A 14,025-nucleotide genomic window follows, 5' to 3' on the forward strand; every position below is an offset into this window, starting at 1 on the left:
GACGGTCCGCCGCGCATCGCCGTACGATCACACGTCGCTCAACGTACGGTTGACGTCTTCCAGGAACGCCCGGGGCGTGTCGCAGCGCTCGACCACCTCGTCCGGCAGTGCCACCGCGAACTCGCGGGACACCCGTGAGACGGTCTCCAGGATGGCGAGTGAGTCGAAGCCGAGTTCGACGAACGGGGTGTCGAGGATGTCCCCGTCGATGTCGACGGTGTCGTCGTCGCCGGCCGCCTCCCGCAGGATGCGCCGCAGGTCGTCGAGGCTGAGCAGTTCGCGAGTGGTCATGGCAATTGATCCCTTCGGTTGTCGGGTCGCTCGGACGTCACTGCTGCGCCCGGCGGAGCACCGCGGCGGCGTTGAAACCGCCCCTGCCCCGGGCCAGCACCAGCACGCAGCTCAGCGGCAGCGGCCGGGGCACGCCGGTCACGAGGTCGATCGGGCAGTCCGGGGCGGGCGCGTCCACGCCTTCGGTATGCGGGGCGACACCATCGCGCAGAGCCAACAGAGCGGTGGCCAGATCCAGTGCCGCCGCCCCCGCCTGCAACCGTCCGACCATGCTCTTGGGCGCGGTGACGGGCACCGCCCGGGGCCCGAAGACCGCGGCCAGCGCGGCCGCCTCGGCCCGGTCGGCGGCCCGGTCGGCCGTGCCGTCGGCGAAGACGAGACCGACGTCGGCCGGTACCACCTGCGCGTCATGCAGGGCCCCGTTGATCGCCCGCTGCAGGCCCGTCGTCGGTGCGCCGGCAGGATCGAACGTCGCGGCGTATCCCGCCAGTTCGCCGTACACCTTCGCGCCCCGGGCACGCGCTGCGTCCCGGTCCTCCAGCAACAGGTGGGCGCCGCCCTCTCCCGGCACGGCACCGTCCGCGTCGGCGGCGAACGGCCGGTAGGCCCCGTCCGGGTCGGTCCGGGTGGTGTACCCGCCCGTGCTCACCAACCCGGCGACCCCGAGCGGACAGAGGGCGCCGTCCACCCCGCCGGTCAGTATCGCCGGTGTGCCGCGACGAATCTGCCGGCGCGCGTGCCCCACCGCGTCCAGACCGCCCGCGTGGTCAGTGACCAGGGCCGCACCGGGTCCCCGCAGGTTGTGACGGATCGAGATCTGCCCTGAGTTGACCGCGTAGAACCAGGCGAACGACTGGTAGGCGCTGACGTGACTGCCGCCCTTGCTCCACAGGTTCTCCAACTCGCGCTGGCCGAACTCGAAGCCACCCATCGAGGACGCCGTGGCGACGCCGATGTCGTAGCGAAGCCCGCCGGCGTCCGGCACCCCCGCATCGGTCAGAGCCTGCCCGGCCGCGTAGAGACTGAGCCGGGTCATCCGGTCGGTCTGCGGCAGCAGCCGCCCCGGCAGGTGCTCCTCGGCGGCGAAGCCGGACACCTCACCGGCCAGGCGCACCGGGTAACCGCTCGGATCGAAGCGGCTGATCTTCCGGATGCCGGGCCGTCCGTCCAGAATCGCCCGCCAGTACGCCTCGGTGCCCAGCCCGTTGGCCGCGGCCACCCCCAGGCCGGTTACGACGGCGGTGCTCATGCCGTCCTCCGATCCGGACGAGCCAGCACGACGGCGCTCTGGAAGCCGCCGAAGCCGCTGCCGACGCTCAGCACGGTGTCGACCCGCTGTTCCCGAGCGGTCAGCGGAACGTAGTCCAGGTCGCACTCCGGGTCGGAGACGTACAGGTTCGCGGTCGGTGGAACCACGCCGTACTCCATGGCCAGCGCGCAGGCGACCAGCTCGAGCGCGCCGATCGCACCGAGGGAATGCCCGATCATGGATTTGATCGAGCTCACCGGTACCCGGTAGGCATGGTCGCCGAGGCTGCGTTTGAACGCCGCCGTCTCGTGGCGGTCGTTCTGCTTGGTGCTCGACCCGTGCGCGTTGACGTAGTCGACGCCCTCCGGGGCGATCCGTGCCTCGTTCAAAGCCACCCGGACCGCCTCGGCCATCTCCACACCGTCGGGCCGCAGCCCGGTCATGTGGTACGCGTTGCTACGGCTACCGAACCCGGCGACCTCCGCGTACACGTGTGCGCCACGGCGTCTGGCGTGTTCCAGCTCCTCCAGCACGAGCACGGCTCCACCTTCGCCGAGTACCAGCCCGTTGCGGGTGGCGTCGAAGGGGCGCGACGCGTGCGCCGCGTCGTCGTTGCGGGGGCTGGTCGCCTTGATGGCGTCGAAGCAGGCGAGCGTGATCGGTGAGATCGGCGCGTCGGTGCCGCCGGCGACGACCACGTCGGCGCTGCCCTCGCGGATCAGTTCCGCGCCGTGCCCGACGGCGTCCAGCCCGGACGTGCAGCCGTCGGAGATCAGCGCCACGGGTCCCTGCGCACCAACGGTGTGGGCTACTTCGGCTGCGGCCGAGCTGGGCACGAACCAGTCGTACAGGTGCGGCACCGCGTACTCCGGGTCGACCAGCCAGGACCGGCCGCCGTCGCTCAGCACGACGTACTCGCGTTCCATGCTGGTGGTGCAGCCGACCGCGCAGCCCAGCGACACGGCCAGCCGTTCACCGTCCGTGCCGGGCAGGTCGAGGCCACTGCCCGCGACCGCCTCCCGGGCCGCGGCCACCGCGAACTGGGTGGCCCGGTCCATCCGCCGCGCCTCCTGCGGGCTGAGCCCGGCCTCGACCGGATCGAAGTCACACTCGGCGGCGATCCTCGACCGGTAGGGCGACGGGTCGAAGGCGGTGATGGGCCGGGTCGCGGTGCGGCCCGAGCTGAGCAGATCCCAGTACTGCTTGAGGTTGATACCACCCGGAGCGACGGCTCCGAGCCCGGTGACGACCACACGACGACTCATGGTGCGACCGTCACACTCGCGGCTCAAGTGCCGGTCGAGGCGTCCTGGAAGCGGGGGCGGTGACGGCGGACAGTGCCGCGGCGAAGGTGGCGAGGTCGTCCTCGCGGCTCCCGGCTCGGACGGGCAGCGCGGCAAGGGCCGTTGACTCGCCTCGTCGTACCGTTGGATGACGTCTGGCGAGCACGGTGAGCCCGTGCGGCGCGCCGGCCTCGAGAAGCACGCCCGGCCCGGTGGCGCAGACCGCGTCGAGGGCGGCGGCGAATTCGACCGGCGCGACAGGCTGCCGGGCCCAGTATTGCGGGTCGGTTGCCACCGCCGCAGTCATCCGGGTGCCGGTGTAACAGGAGTACACGGGCAGCCGTGGAGGCCGCAACGGCACCGTGCGCAGCAGCGGTACGGAGCGGGCGGCCTCCGCAGCGACGGCAGGACTGTGGAACGCCACCGTGGAACGGGCCGACTGGCAGGTGATGCCCGCTTCCCGCAGGCGCTGCGCGGCTCGGGCGAGGGGTTCGTCGGGACCGGCGAGCAGCACCTGGCGCGGACCGTTGATGGCGGCGAGCGCCACTGCTCCGCTGAGGTAGGGCTGCACCTGCTCGGGTGTCGCGGCCACCGCGAGCATGCCACCGGGCGGCGCATCGGCGAGATGGGTTAGCCGGTCCCTGAGGACGCGGACGGCGTCCGACAGGATCAGCACACCGGCGAGGGTCGCTGCGACGACCTCGCCGACGCTGTGCCCAAGCAGAGCCGTCGGCACCACGCCACGGTCGAGCACGCTCCGACCGAGCCCCCAGCCGACCGCGAACAGCAACGGCTGGGAGCGGCGGAAGTCGTCAAGCGGCACGACCGGATCGGCGGCGAGCCAATCCGCCCGGATGGCGGGGCCCTCGGGTCCCCACAGGGCGAACACCTCGTCCACGTGGCGACGGAAATCGGGGTCGCCGCGGTACAGACCGGTGGCCATGCCGGGTCGCTGGGCGCCCTGGCCGGGGAACAGGAGCGCCACCCCTACTGCTCTTCTCAGCTTAGACATGCACGGCAACGTCGCACCGGTCGCTTGAGACCGGCTCCAGACGTACGCGCTCGACGGCTTCTCGACCCCGCGCCGAGCGCGACACGCGACGGTGGCGACACCACGACGCGACCTCGCGGCCAACCCGCGGGAGCGTCCGTTTCCGAAAGCCTGCCCCGCCCCGGGCGGGCGACCGCCGCCGGCCCGGTGTCACGAGCATCGGGTCGGCGGCTCCACGGCACGTGAGGATGAGGGCGGCAAGCAGATGCGGATCGGTGGAATTCACGTGGCCGGCGTGGCCGCGCACATTCCGGGCCGGCTGGCGACGGCCGAGGCGGTCAGGGCCGGCAGTTGCGCGGCCCGACTGGCCGCGCAGACCGGGGTACACACAGTCGCCGTGTCGGCCGACGAGTCCGCCCCGGACCTGGCGGTCCGGGCCGCCGAGCTGGCGTTGAAGCGCTCCGGGCACACCGCGCACGAGGTGGCGTTGCTGTTGCACGCCTGCGTCTACCACCAGGGGCACGACATCTGGGCGCCGGCGTCGTACGTGCAGCGGATGGCCGTCGGTAACCGCTGCCCGGCGCTGGAGGTGCGGCAACTGTCGAACGGCGGGCTCGGCGCCCTCGACCTGGCGGTGGCGTATCTGCGCGCGGCGCCGGACCGGACAGCGGCGCTGATCACCACCGGGGACCGGTTCGGGGCACCCGGTTTCGACCGCTGGAACAGTGACCCCGGCACGGTCTACGGCGACGCGGGCACCGCCCTGCTGCTGTCCCGCTACGGCGGTTTCGCGCGGCTGTTGAGTCTGGCCACCGTCTCCGAGCCCGAGTTGGAGGGGCTGCACCGCGGCGACGATCCGTTCGGGGCCGCGCCACTGGCCCAGCGACAGCCAGTGGACCTTGACGTGGTCAAGAAGGCGTTCGTCGCGCGGACCGGAGTGTCGTACAGCATCAGTCGGGTGGTGGCCGGGCAGGCGGAGGCGCTGAGCCGGGCTCTCGCGCAGGCGGGACTGGAGTTCGCGGACGTGGATCGGTTCGTGTTGCCGCACTTCGGGTTGCGCAGGTTGACCTCGTCGTACCTGCGGCCCTGGGGTCTGACGCCGGAGAAGACCACCTGGTCCTGGGCTCGGACCGTCGGCCACCTCGGCGCGGGTGACCAGTTCAGCGGTCTGGCACACCTGGTGGAGTCCCGGCAGGTCCACCCCGGCGAGCACGTGCTGCTCGCCGGGGTGGGGGCAGGGTACTCGTGGACCTGCGCGCTGCTGCGGATCGACGAGGTCCCGGACTGGGCGGTGTGAGGCTCGTCAGGCCGCCGGCGGATTGACCGCTGAGCGCGGGATCGCGGCCGCCTCCAGGTGCCACTTGGCCAGGATCTTCTGGTAGGTGCCCTCGGCGACGAGTTCGTCGATCGCGGCGCGCAACGGTTCCGCCAGTCCGGCGCCCTTGTTCGTGGCGAGTCCGACGTCGCGGCGGCTGAGTTGCCCGGCGAGGCGCAGGCCCGGCTGTTGGGCGGCGGCGTACCGCAGCACGCTCGCGGAGCTGACCAGAACGTCGACGTGGCCCTCGCGTAGCGCGAGGAAGTGGGCGGCGGCGTCGCTGTAGGTGCTGACCCGGTAGGGCGGCTTACCGGCCTGGGCGCACCGGTCCTGCTGCTGACGTAGGTCGTTTTCGAAAGTACTGCCCACCCCGGTGCCGATCGAGGATCCGCAGAGCTGCCCGAGGTCGGTGACCTCGGTGAGCGGACTGTCGTCGCGGACCAGGATGCCCGTGCCGTCGGTCAGGTACGTGGTGAAGTCGAGGACCTTCTTGCGCTCCTCGGTGACGGAGAAATTGGCCGTACCGACAGCGAAGCGGCCGGCGCTGAGACCGGTCAGCAGCGATGCGCCACTGACCTGGTCACGCTTGACGGTCAGGCCGAGTTTCCGGGCGACCGCGTCGGCGACGTCGATGTCGATGCCGCGCGGCGGCCCGCCGTCCTGCGGGTGGAAGGCGATCGGCGGGGTCCCGACGGCCGAACCCACGGTCAGGACCCCGGATTGTCGGATGTCCGCCGGAAGCAGCGCCTTCAGTGCCGGGTCGGCCTGGACGGCGGAGACGACGTCCTCGGCGCCGAGGTCTTTCGGTGCTTCCTGGATGCTGCTGGCTGGTGCCGCGTGCAGGCATCCCGACAGCAGGACCAGTCCGACGGCGCCGACGGCCGCCAGGCGAATACGGCGATAGGGCACGGTGACTCCTCAGCGTTGCTGGATGGTGGCGAAGAATCGGGCAGTCCGCTCCTCCCGCGGGCTGCCGAGCATCGTGGCGGGCGGTCCCTGTTCGACGATCCGGCCGCCGTCCATGAAGACGATCTCGTCGGCGACCTCGGCGGCGAAGCGCAGCTCGTGGGTGACGATGAGCATCGTCATGCCGCCGGCGGCGAGGTCGCGTACGACCGCCAGCACCTCGCCGACCAGTTCCGGGTCGAGCGCGCTGGTCGGCTCGTCGAAGAGCATCACCTTCGGACGCAGGGCGAGCGCCCTGGCGATGGCGACGCGCTGTTGTTCGCCGCCGGACAACTCCCGGGGGTACGACCGCTCCTTGTGGGCCAGACCGACTCGTTGCAGGAGTTCCCGGGCCCGGGTTCGGGCGTCGGCACGGCTCGCCCCCTGCACCGCGACCGGCGCTTCGACGATGTTCTGCAGGACCGTGAGGTGCGGAAAGAGGTTCAGCGCCTGGAACACCATCCCCACGGCTGTTCGGTGCCGGGCGAGCAGCCGCGGTGGGGCCTCGATCACCCGGTTGCCGCGCCGGATCAGCCCGACCGGCTGCCCGTCGATGAGGACGGCTCCGGAGTCGGGCCGCTCGAGGCGGTTGACGCAGCGCAGCAGGGTGCTCTTGCCCGAGCCGGACGGTCCGACCACACAGGTGACCGTTCCGGCAGGGACGGTCAGGTCCACCCGATCGAGGACGACCACGTCCCCGAACGCCTTGCTGATCTGGATGAGCCGGACCATGCTGCGCGGTTCGCCGGTGGCCACGGTCAGTTCCTCGGCGGCAGTGCTCACCGGTCCTCCCCGGCGAGGAGCGACAGGCGTGGTCCCACCGGGCCAGCCCGACCGCTGCCCCGCCCGAAGAACTGCTCCAGGAGGTACTGGACCGCGCTGAGGAGGGTGGTGAAGAACAGGTACCAGAGGGTCGCCACGAGCAGCAGCGGAATCACGAGGTAGTTGCGGTTGTAGATGAGCTGGACGGAGAAGAGCAGGTCCTGTCCGGCGATGACGCTGACCACCGAGGTTCCCTTCAGCAGCGCCGCGGCCTGGTTGGCGGCCGGCGGAACGATGGCCCGCATCGCCTGCGGCAGCACGATGCGCCGCAGGGTGCGCGAACGTGAGAGGCCGAGGGCCTGAGCCGCTTCGGTCTGCGACCTCTCGACCGACAGCAGTCCGGCCCGGACGATCTCGGCGGCGTGTGCGGCCTCGTGCAGGGTGAGGCCGATGACCGCCGCCGCGAACCCGTTGATCAGACCGCGGGTGGGCAGGTCCAGGATCGTCGGGCCGAAGGGCACCCCGACCGTCAGCCGTGGGTAGACCAGCGAGATGTTGTACCAGAACAGCAGCTGGACCAGGATCGGCACGGACCGGAACAGCCACGTGTAACCCCAGCTGATCGCCTGCAGCAGGCGGCTGCCGGACAGCCGCATGACGGCCAGGACCGTTCCGAGGGCGAACCCCCCGACCAGGGCGATAGCGGTCAGCAACAGGGTGACCCGCAGGCCGTCGAGGACGACGTCGGCGGTGAGGTACTGGCCGACGACGTCCCACTCGAAAGCCGGGTTGCCCGCCATGCTCACCAGCGTGAGCAGGAGCACCACCAGCCCGGCCAGGCCCGCGACCCACCGCAGGGGACGTCGCGCGGGCCGGGCGTCGGCATAACTGTCGGCCATGACGGCCGTCGGGGTGGACACGGCGCGCTTCCGTCAGAACCTGGGCAGCACGTGCTCGGCGAACAGGCGCAGCGATGTGGCCGCCCGCTCGTACGGCACGTTGCCGGAGACCACCTGAAGGCTCAGGGTGACCTCACCGAACCAGTCGCGGATGGTCTCCACCGCCGCGACGACCTGCTCGGGTGAGCCGACCAGGGCTTTAAGGTCAGCCACCTGCCGGTCGAAGTTGCCCTTGCCGACCCGTTCCACGATCTTTTCGTAGCCGGGATAGTCGCTGCTTCGGGTGTGCGCCCACGACGATACGGCCGCGGCGAGCGCGCCGTGCGACTGATCGGCGTACTGGCGGCCGAGCCGCTGTGCCTCGTCGGCGTCGTCGGCCAGGAACGCGTTGTAACTCATGTGCACGTCCTCGTCGGTCGGCGTGAAGCCGCCGGCTGCCGCAGCCTTTCGGTACAGCGCGAGGACCTCCTGCACCTGCTCCCGGGAGTTGATCGAGGGAACGAGCATGACGCCGTACCCGTTGCGGCCGGCCGCCTCGGCTGATTCCGGCGACTTGGCGGTGGCCACCAGGATCCGCGGGTGCGGCTGCTGGACCGGCCGCGGCAACAGCGTGACGGGACCGAACCGGTAGAACCGGCCGTCCCACACCGCCTGCTCGGCGGACCAGAGCAGCCTGCACGCGTCCACGCCCTCGTCGAAGCGGGCCCGGCTCTCGTCCAACGGAATGCCGAAGGCCTGGAACTCGTCGGGCAGGAACGCCCGCCCGAACCCGACGTCGAGCCGGCCGCCGGAGATGGCGTCGAGCATCGCGAGCTTCCCGGCGAGTTTCACCGGGTGGGTGAACGCGGGCAGTACCGCGCCGGTGACCAGACGAATCTGCCTGGTCCGGGCCGCCGCTGCCGCCAGGAAGGTGACCGGGTCGGGGCTGTACCCGCCATACGGGGAGAAGTAGTGCTCAACCGTCTTGACGTGGTGAAAGCCCAGCTCGTCCGCCAGTTCCGCCAGGCGCAGGCTCTCCTCGAAGTACTGGACGGCGGGCTTGTCCTGCGGACCGACGGTCGGGAAGAGGTTGATGCCGAACTTCATTCCAGCTCCCTCGGATTCGGGCGGACCGCTGCTGGCCCCGTACGGTGCCGACCATGGCGGGGGTCCCTAGAGGCCCGCTACACCCGTACTGGAGAGATCGACACCGCTCTCGGCGAGCCGGCGGCGCAACAGCGCGGTCGCGTTGCGGTGCAGCGGAAAGTCCGACCCCGGCGGCAGGACGCCGGTCTCCTCCAGCAGCCGCACGACCCGGGCCGTGACGACACAGAACCGGAAGGCGGCGTCGACCTCGTGGTAGGCAAGATGGGCCAGGGGTCGGCCGAGAAGCCGGGCGTAGAACTCCTCGGTCTCGACGCGGGTCGGCAGACCGGGCAGCCGGGGGGCGCCGATCCCGTCGCTGAGAAACCGGTCCATGTGCAGGAACCAGGCCAGGTCGCTCTCCGGGCGGCCGACGTCGGTCATCTCCCAGTCCAGGAGGGCGGCCGGACGGTCGCCGGCGAATACGATGTTGCCGAGCCGGGCGTCGCCCCACAGCGGGCGAGGCGTCTGCGGCGCCGGCGGGCGGTGGGCCTGCAGCCAGGTCAGCGCGGTTCGGGCGGCGTCGTTGCGCGCGGCGCCGAAATACTCCAACTGCTCGGCGTAGAACGCCAGGTCGCCGGAGGGCGCGGGGGTCGCCCCCAGGGCCGCCGGATCCAGGCGGTGCAACCGCCCCATCGCGGACAGGGCGGCGAACCACGCCGCCCGCTGCCGCTGCGGCGAGGCCGAGGCCAGCCAGCCCTCCCGGTGGTACGACGGCAGGTCGGCGGGCACCTCACCGGCTACCCGGCTCATCACGACGAACGGCGCCCCGAGTACGCCCGGGTCGGGTTCGAACCCGAGTACGGGCGCGACCGGGACGTCGGTCCGGGCCAGCGCGATCTGCACACCGACCTGTTCCGGCCAGCGCAGGTCAGGAAAGATCCGGTGCCCGACCGGCGCGATCCGGACGGCGAGCGGCGCGACCTGATGTCGTCCGTCCTGGGCCCAACTGGCGTCGCAAAGCAGAATCTCGGCGGAGAATCCGGCAGTCCTCGGGACGGTCAACGGCCCCACGGCGACGTCACGGACGCCGCGCTGGTCGCGGAGCCAGTCGGCCAATCGGGCCCGGGTCAGGTCGGGGTCGCGTTGCACGGGTACGGGCACGGAAGGCTCCGATCAGGACACGCCGCAGGACGGCGCGGGGACGAGAGTGGGGCGGCGGAGCGCGGGGGCCAGCGGCTCCGTGGCCGGGCCGGCGGGCGGTTCGAGCCAGGCCGCGCCGACTCGCACAGCGCGCTGCAACCGCTGCACCGCCGTCGAGGGCTCGACTCCGAGTTCGCGCCGCAGCGCGGCGGACAGCCGCTGGTAGACCAGGACGGCGTCAGCCTGCCGCCCACTGCGGTACAGCGCGACCATCAGGCTGGCGTGAATCGGCTCGCGCAGTGGATGCCGACGTGCGAGCGTCGTCGCCACGGCCACCACCTGGCGGTGCCGGCCACACCGCAGCTCGGCGTCGAGGTATCGGTCGATCAGCAGCAGCCGCCACTGGTCGAGGTGTCCGATGATCTCCTCCGCCACCGGACCGATCCGTACATCGGCGAGGGCCGGGCCCCGCCACAGCGTCAGCGCCTGCTGCCAGTCCCGCGCGGCGTGCGCCGGCCTCCCGGCCGCGGCGTGCTGGTCGCCCCGGCGAGCCCACTCGCGGACCATCCCCAGATCGGTCTGCTCCGGGTCGATCCTCAGCAGATAGCCACGCCCGTCGGTCAGCAGCAGCGCCGGCGCCGCCGTCCGGGTCAGCACCCGGCGCAGATGCATGACGTACGTCTGCAGCGTGGTGGCGGCGCTACGGGGCGGGTGGTCGTTCCACAACTCCCGCACGCAGGTCGTCACCGGCACGGTCGCACCCACCCGTAACGCGAGCAGACCGAGGAGTTGCCGTTGCTTGGGTGCCGTCGGGCCCGCGTCACCGCCGGCTGGACCGATCCGCAGTCCACCGAGCACGTCGAGGTACATCAGCACACCCTCCGATCGAGACGCCGCCTCCAGCCGGAGCCGAGCGTGGTCGGGCCCACTGGGGTCCGGACCCACGCCGTCGTACCGGAGGAGACATGACCAGCACACCGTTCGGCCGGCTTGTGCCGTTGGCCCCCGCGGTGTTCGCCTACATCCAGCCGCCGGGCGGTTGGTGCGTCGGCAACGCCGGCATCATCGTCGGCGCCGAGCGGGTCGTGGTGGTGGACACCGCTGCCACCCGGCCCCGCGCGGAGGCGCTGCTGGCGTGCGTGCAGCGCCTGGCGCCGGATCGTCCGCACATCGTGGTGAACACCCATCACCACGGCGACCACGTCTTCGGCAACTGCGTCTTTCCGCGCGCGACCGAGATCGTGTCTCACGAGACCGCCCGTTCCGAGATGGCCCGGACAGGGCTGGCGATGCGCGACCTGTGGCCGCAGGCCGACTTCTCCGGCATCGAGCTGAGGCTGCCGACCCGCACGCTGCGGGATCGGCTGACTCTGGACCCCGGCGGGGTACGTGTCGAGCTGTTCCACGTCGGGCCGGCCCACACGACGAACGACGTGGTGGTGTGGTTGCCGCGACCGCGAGTGCTGTTCGTCGGCGACGTGGTCTTCTCCGGGCGTACGCCGTTCGTGCTCATGGGTTCGGTCGCCGGATCCCTGCGCGCGCTGGCTTCGCTGCGCGACCTGCGCCCTCGGGTGGTGGTGTCCGGGCACGGCGCGGTCGCAGGGCCGGAGGTTCTCGACGCCACCGAGGCATACCTGCGGTGGCTGCGCCGGGAGGCGGCGCACGGTGTCAGCGCGGGGATACCTCCGCTGGAGGCCGCTCGGCGGGCCGACAACCCCTTCCGGAGCCTGCCGGATCCGGAACGGCTGGTGGCCAACCTGCATCGGGCGTACGCGGAGGAACGCGGTGAGCCGGCCGGTCTGTATCTCCCGTCCCGGCCAATCACCGACGAGATGGTCCAGTTCCACGGCGGTCCGCTCAGCACATCGGTTTGACGGCACGCGGGCAGCGTTCCGGCCGGCACTCAAGGCCGGCTCGAGTACGGCCGGACCCCTGGTCCGGAAGCCGACAACGAAGGAGTTCTCATGGTCCTCAAAGGCAAGGTCGCGGTCGTGACCGGCGGCACCGCCGGCCTGGGACAGGTCGTCGCGCGAGTCCTCGCCGACGCCGGCGCCACCGTCGTGTCAGCGGCACGTGGGGCGTCGGACATCGTCGGGCAGTTTCCAGTCGACGTCACCGACGAAGCCTCGGTCGGCGCGCTCTTCTCCGCTGTGAAGGAGCGTCACGGCGGACTTGACATCCTGGTCGCGAACGCTGGTATCAACCGCCCCGGGCCCCTGGCGACGCTGCCACCGGAGCACTGGGACGAGGTGCTGGCCACCAATCTCACCGGTGTGCTGAACTGCGTGCGGGCCGCAGTTCCGCTGCTCCGGGCCGCCGGCGACGGGCGGATCATCACGGTGTCCTCGCTGCTGGGGCGTCGGCCGATCGCCGGCGGCGGAGCGTACGGCGTCTCCAAGGCCGCCCTGGAGACACTGACCCGGGTGCTCGCCGCGGAACTGGCCGTCGACGGCATCACCGTCAACGCTGTCGCTCCGGGGGTGGTCGACGAAGGCATGGGACGCGCGATCCTCGACAACGACCGGCTGTGGAACCGCCTCCGCGGCTCGCTCGCGAGCGCGCGGCCCGGAACCGGCGCCGAGGTCGCCCGGGCGATCCTTTTCCTGGCCTCACCGGACAGCTCCTACGTCAGCGGTCATGTCCTGAATGTCGACGGAGGCCTGAACTTCTAGGTCCCGTCGTGCACGATGTGCCGGCGGCGGACGAACCATTCGCCGCCCTGTCGTTGCAGCAGGTCCTCGGCGGTGGTGCTCAGATAGACCCGGGCAGCACCACCGCCGGGCGGCGTCTCGAAGACTGTCGCGTAGTAGCGGGTCCGCACCGCGTCCTCGCCGTCCGGCTCGGCGATCACGTTGCCGTACCAGTGCCGCCGGGTGAGCCCCGACTCGGCAAGGCGGTCGATGCCGCGCCGCATCGACACGGCGATCGCGGCGCGGCCCCGACGCGGCTCGGGTTTGACGTTCTGTCCGAACTCGCCGTCCTCGGTGAACTGCTGAGACCACTGTTCGGCCTCGCCATCGTCCAGAAGCTGGAAGTGGCGGGCGTAGAACTGCAGGATTTCGGCGTACGTTTCCGCGTCGACAGAGTGCGCGGTGCTGCCGGTCGGCTGAGTCGTCGTCATGACGCGTTCCTTCGGTCGGTGGGGGTCGTTTCGGTGTGGTCAGCTGACGAGCAGGTGGCTCGAACCACTGTCGACGGCCAGGTCCAGGGCCGGATCGGCTCGCAGGATGGCTTGCTCCAGGCCCCGCAGCCGCCGGGACGGCTCCAGCCCGAACCGCTCGGCGAGCGTGCTGCGGATCTGCCGTAGAGCAGCCAGCGCCTCGGTGGTCCGGCCGCTTCGGTACAGCGCGAGCGCGAGCTGCGCGCGCAGGTTCTCGTGGGTCGGATACCGGCGCACCAGGACTCGCAGTTCACTGAGCAGCTCCCGGTGCCGCCCGAGACGCAGATCGGCCTCCACCCGCTCCTCGTGTACGGCGAGACGGACTTCGTGCAGCCCTTCCAACCGGGCCCGCACGATCGAGCCCACCTGGACGTCGACCAGGGCCGGTCCGCGCCACATGTCCAGAGCCGACCGCAGCAGCCGCGCCGCTTCCGGGTACCGGCCGGCGGCGAAGGCCTCACCTCCGGTGGTCGCGATCCGGTGAAAGTCATCAAGATCGAGCTCACCGAGATCCACGTGCAGGGCGTACCCACGCTCGCGGGTGCTGATCCGGTTGTCGCCCTTGGCGGTGCGCAGGACTTTCCGGAGGTTCATGACGTACGTCTGTAACGTCGAGTGTGCGCTCATCGGTGGTTGCTCACCCCACAGCTCGTCCACACAATCGTCGACGGTGACGACGGTGTCGGCGTGCAGAAGCAGCAGGGCCAACAGTTGCCGCTGCTTCGGAGCGCTGGGCAGTTGCCCCGGCTCCATCCCCAAGGGACCCAGCACTGTGAACCGCATGATTCCCCTTCGTCGCTCGGTAACGCCAACGAACGGAACTATGCCGGCGGACGCTTTCGCTCTCCTTACCGGCAAATCGCCCGCATCGCTTTGACCTGCGGCGATCAGGCGAGAACCACGAGTGCGCACGGTCCTGAGTTCT

The 14,025-nt window shown here is 71.2% G+C and carries 15 protein-coding genes; 3 read left to right on the forward strand and 12 right to left on the reverse strand.

The features are described 5' to 3' along the window. Positions 1-27: 27 nt before the first annotated feature. The 4 genes from ACLQ27_RS30415 to ACLQ27_RS30430 are packed head-to-tail and all read right to left on the reverse strand — an operon-like array spanning position 28 to position 3,808. The gene (locus tag ACLQ27_RS30415) at positions 28-291 is read right to left on the reverse strand and encodes an acyl carrier protein (protein ID WP_357489381.1); all 264 of its coding nucleotides are present in this window, start codon (positions 289-291) and stop codon (positions 28-30) included. Between the two features lie 37 nt (positions 292-328). Continuing rightward, positions 329-1,540 (reverse strand): beta-ketoacyl synthase N-terminal-like domain-containing protein, encoded by a 1,212-nt coding sequence (locus ACLQ27_RS30420; RefSeq protein WP_425869964.1) that lies wholly within the window; start codon positions 1,538-1,540, stop codon positions 329-331. Next, a complete protein-coding gene (locus ACLQ27_RS30425) occupies positions 1,537-2,805 on the reverse strand; it encodes a beta-ketoacyl-[acyl-carrier-protein] synthase family protein (protein WP_357489377.1) in 1,269 nt (422 codons plus the stop codon). Before ACLQ27_RS30425 ends, ACLQ27_RS30420 begins: the two co-directional genes overlap by 4 nt. A 10-nt stretch (positions 2,806-2,815) precedes the next feature. Next, complete coding sequence (locus tag ACLQ27_RS30430) at positions 2,816-3,808, reverse strand: acyltransferase domain-containing protein (protein WP_357489375.1); 993 nt, start codon at positions 3,806-3,808, stop codon at positions 2,816-2,818. Between the two features lie 271 nt (positions 3,809-4,079). On the opposite strand from ACLQ27_RS30430, the gene ACLQ27_RS30435 reads away from it, so the two are divergent. Next, positions 4,080-5,111 (forward strand): ketoacyl-ACP synthase III family protein, encoded by a 1,032-nt coding sequence (locus ACLQ27_RS30435; RefSeq protein ID WP_357489373.1) that lies wholly within the window; start codon positions 4,080-4,082, stop codon positions 5,109-5,111. 6 nt (positions 5,112-5,117) lie between these two features. Here the strand turns inward: ACLQ27_RS30435 and ACLQ27_RS30440 are convergent, their stop codons facing one another. The 6 genes from ACLQ27_RS30440 to ACLQ27_RS30465 all read right to left on the reverse strand — a co-directional run bounded on the left by ACLQ27_RS30440 (position 5,118) and on the right by ACLQ27_RS30465 (position 10,810). Next, positions 5,118-6,038, reverse strand: a complete 921-nt coding sequence (locus ACLQ27_RS30440; protein WP_357489371.1) for an ABC transporter substrate-binding protein — start codon at positions 6,036-6,038, stop codon at positions 5,118-5,120. Between the two features lie 9 nt (positions 6,039-6,047). Then, the gene (locus ACLQ27_RS30445) at positions 6,048-6,857 is read right to left on the reverse strand and encodes an amino acid ABC transporter ATP-binding protein (protein ID WP_425869968.1); all 810 of its coding nucleotides are present in this window, start codon (positions 6,855-6,857) and stop codon (positions 6,048-6,050) included. Beyond that, positions 6,854-7,756 carry an amino acid ABC transporter permease gene (locus ACLQ27_RS30450; RefSeq protein ID WP_357489369.1) on the reverse strand — a complete coding sequence of 301 codons (903 nt, stop codon included), beginning with the start codon at positions 7,754-7,756 and terminating at the stop codon, positions 6,854-6,856. The genes ACLQ27_RS30445 and ACLQ27_RS30450 overlap by 4 nt, the downstream gene beginning before the upstream one ends. 12 nt (positions 7,757-7,768) lie before the next feature. Beyond that, complete coding sequence (locus ACLQ27_RS30455; protein WP_357489367.1) at positions 7,769-8,821, reverse strand: LLM class flavin-dependent oxidoreductase; 1,053 nt, start codon at positions 8,819-8,821, stop codon at positions 7,769-7,771. 66 nt (positions 8,822-8,887) lie between these two features. Further along, positions 8,888-9,961, reverse strand: a complete 1,074-nt coding sequence (locus tag ACLQ27_RS30460) for a phosphotransferase family protein (protein ID WP_357489365.1) — start codon at positions 9,959-9,961, stop codon at positions 8,888-8,890. A gap of 12 nt (positions 9,962-9,973) precedes the next feature. After that, positions 9,974-10,810 carry an AfsR/SARP family transcriptional regulator gene (locus tag ACLQ27_RS30465; RefSeq protein WP_357574778.1) on the reverse strand — a complete coding sequence of 279 codons (837 nt, stop codon included), beginning with the start codon at positions 10,808-10,810 and terminating at the stop codon, positions 9,974-9,976. Positions 10,811-10,905: 95 nt separating this feature from the next. Between ACLQ27_RS30465 and ACLQ27_RS30470 the strand changes: the two genes are divergently transcribed. Both ACLQ27_RS30470 and ACLQ27_RS30475 read left to right on the forward strand, forming a co-directional pair. Further along, the gene (locus tag ACLQ27_RS30470; protein ID WP_357489361.1) at positions 10,906-11,814 is read left to right on the forward strand and encodes an MBL fold metallo-hydrolase; all 909 of its coding nucleotides are present in this window, start codon (positions 10,906-10,908) and stop codon (positions 11,812-11,814) included. 90 nt (positions 11,815-11,904) lie between these two features. After that, positions 11,905-12,612: an SDR family NAD(P)-dependent oxidoreductase gene (locus tag ACLQ27_RS30475; protein WP_357489359.1), complete on the forward strand. Its 708-nt coding sequence runs from the start codon at positions 11,905-11,907 to the stop codon at positions 12,610-12,612. Here the strand turns inward: ACLQ27_RS30475 and ACLQ27_RS30480 are convergent. Together ACLQ27_RS30480 and ACLQ27_RS30485 are read right to left on the reverse strand one after the other, a co-directional pair. Next, a complete protein-coding gene (locus ACLQ27_RS30480; protein WP_357489357.1) occupies positions 12,609-13,061 on the reverse strand; it encodes a nuclear transport factor 2 family protein in 453 nt (150 codons plus the stop codon). The two genes, ACLQ27_RS30475 and ACLQ27_RS30480, sit on opposite strands and share 4 nt — an antisense overlap. 39 nt (positions 13,062-13,100) lie before the next feature. Further along, positions 13,101-13,883 carry an AfsR/SARP family transcriptional regulator gene (locus ACLQ27_RS30485; RefSeq protein WP_425869971.1) on the reverse strand — a complete coding sequence of 261 codons (783 nt, stop codon included), beginning with the start codon at positions 13,881-13,883 and terminating at the stop codon, positions 13,101-13,103. Positions 13,884-14,025: the final 142 nt, after the last annotated feature.

It is taken from the genome of Micromonospora sp. DT63 (genome assembly GCF_049841615.1).
Taxonomy (GTDB): Bacteria; Actinomycetota; Actinomycetes; order Mycobacteriales; family Micromonosporaceae; genus Micromonospora.